This is a genomic window from Pricia sp., from assembly GCF_041745955.1.
GTDB lineage: Bacteria > Bacteroidota > Bacteroidia > Flavobacteriales > Flavobacteriaceae > Pricia.
The window spans coordinates 1-2,534 of the sequence record NZ_JBGTHY010000395.1; the positions used below are offsets into that span (position 1 = coordinate 1).

General features: G+C 47.6%; 3 protein-coding genes. All 3 read left to right on the forward strand.

Going from position 1 to position 2,534, the window contains the following annotated elements; all coding sequences use genetic code 11:
- Positions 1 to 387 (forward strand): gamma carbonic anhydrase family protein (locus ACEW8S_RS14270; RefSeq protein ID WP_373518808.1); only part of this gene is annotated, 387 nt, incomplete at its 5' end.
- 169 nt (positions 388 to 556) lie between these two features.
- The gene (fabD, locus tag ACEW8S_RS14275; RefSeq protein ID WP_373518809.1) at positions 557 to 1,444 is read left to right on the forward strand and encodes an ACP S-malonyltransferase; all 888 of its coding nucleotides are present in this window, start codon (positions 557 to 559) and stop codon (positions 1,442 to 1,444) included.
- Positions 1,445 to 1,603: 159 nt separating this feature from the next.
- On the forward strand, positions 1,604 to 2,534 hold a 931-nt coding region (locus ACEW8S_RS14280), incomplete at its 3' end, for a Calx-beta domain-containing protein (protein WP_373518810.1).

Consider the following 2,534-nt stretch of genomic DNA (forward strand, 5'->3'; position numbering starts at 1 on the left):
GGTGATGTCCATTATATAAAGATGGGTGACAAGGTCAATGTGCAAGATGGCGCCGTTATCCATTGTACCTATCAAAAATCCCCGACGAATATTGGAAACAAGGTCTCCATCGGCCATAACGCAATCGTTCACGGCTGTACCATTCAAGATAACGTACTGATCGGCATGGGCAGTATCGTAATGGACGATTGCGTTATCGAAAGCAACAGCATTATCGCGGCGGGAGCGGTCGTCACCAAAGGCACCCGAGTAGCCTCGGGAAGTATCTTCGCCGGCATGCCCGCCAAAAAAATAAAGGACATCAGTACCGAGCTCAGTTCGGGCGAAATCGATCGTATTGCGAACAACTACGTTATGTACTCCGGCTGGTTCAAAGAAGAGAAGTAAACAATATTAAGAACCCGCCGCCAGGCGGTATTGGACCTTGAATTTTTGCTACGGGCTGCCAGAATGTCTAGGCAAGAAACTGTCGTTTGAACTTGCGTTTGAACTTGACACTTGAACTTGCGCTTGAACTTTATTTTCCTAAATTTGAAAACTTCTAAAAAAACACAACATGAACGCATATATTTTCCCTGGGCAAGGCGCCCAGTTTGTTGGTATGGGTCTCGATCTATACGAGAAATATCCTGTGGCACGGGAGCTTTTTGAGAGCGCGAACGAAATCTTGGGCTTTCCGATTACCGATACCATGTTCGCGGGTACGCCCGAGGATTTGAAGCAGACCAAAGTCACCCAACCCGCTATCTTTTTACATTCCGTCATTTTAGGTAAGATTTTGGGCGATGGATTCCGGCCCGATTGTGTTGCGGGCCATTCGTTGGGGGAATTTTCTGCCCTTGTCGCCAATGGCACGTTGAATTTTGAGGATGGTCTAAAACTGGTTTCCAAACGGGCGATGGCCATGCAGAAAGCTTGTGAATTGAAGCCCAGCACGATGGCGGCGGTCTTGGGATTGGAGGATGATGTAGTGGAAAGGATCTGCGAAGAAACACCCGGTATCGTTGTGGCGGCCAACTATAACTGTCCCGGTCAATTGGTGATTTCCGGTGAGGTGGAAGCCATTGCTACGGCCTGTGAAAAAATGAAGGAAGCCGGCGCGCGCAGGGCACTGGTTCTACCAGTAGGCGGGGCTTTTCATTCCCCTTTGATGGAACCGGCGCGCGAAGAACTTGCATCGGCCATTGAAAACACGGTCTTTGGCAAGGCTCTATGTCCCATTTATCAGAATGTTACTACCCTTGCGGTAAGTGATTCCAACCAAATCAAGAAAAACCTAATTTCTCAACTTACGGCACCTGTAAAATGGACGCAGAGTGTGCGAAACATGGTAAACGATGGCGCCAATTTGTTCATAGAAGTCGGACCGGGTAAGGTTTTACAGGGCTTGGTGAAAAAAATAGCCTCGGATGTAGAAGTTCGTTCGGCCGAAATCCCTGACTGACCTTTCTGCGTATATAAAGGTAGTTCATCTATAAAAACCCCGATTTAAGCCTAGATTTGAGGTTTGTGGATGAATTTTTTAGTAATATTGACATCCATTTCCCCTTAACCGCGCTTGCCTTGCTGTGTATTGAATTGATATGGATTCATCGGACAGTTTATGAAATTGAAAAGAGAACACTTTGCATTTTTCGGGAATTCTGCACTTCGTTTAAAGGGGTGCGTGTTTTTTCTTTCGTTGTTTGCAGGTTTTTGTGCAAATGCCCAGGAAATTTCGATTACTTCCGGGGATACTGAAGCTGACGAAGGACCAGGGAATCCGGCAAGTTTTACCATAACCCGTACACCGCCCAATAACGCTTTTAATTCAACGGTTACCTATTCGATTGGTGGCACGACCGAATCGGGTCTTGACTATACCTTTATAGCTCCTGCAGCCCCCAATAATAACTCGGTTGTACTGTCTCAGGCGCAACCTTCAGCTACTATATCGACTAACGATATAATCTCTATAATCGATGATAGTCTTGTTGAGGGATTGGAAACAATCGTGATTACATTGGAAACTGTCAATTTTGGTTTTATCAGTCCGACCCAAAATACGGTTACGCTAAACCTTGCCGATAATGATGGGATCTTTACGGTATCGACAGTTGCCGCGGCGGCAGAACAGGGATCCGCAGCAGGTAGCTTTACGGTAAATCTGGACAAAGAAGTTGCGCCGGGGGTTACGGTGTCATTGCCTTATTTACTTGAGGGTACGGCCGCAACTACCGATTATACGGTCGGGGGGCAAATAGGTACCTTGACTTTCCCCGCGGGACCCCCTCAACCAAACATTATCAGTATAACACCTGTTGATGATGATATCGTCGAAAACGATGAAACGGTGCTATTGACCTTGCAGGCCCCATCAGCATCAGGTGGTCGTGGCGGTGGTTTTGTGGTAAATCAACTCGGAACCGACAATCGGACGATTACCATCGCGGATAACGATGTCGGTACCTTTAGCGTGCAGACCACGGATGCCGATGCGGCCGAAGTGGCGCCGGGCCAGACGGCGAACGGTGGTAGATTTGTGGTCAACCTGG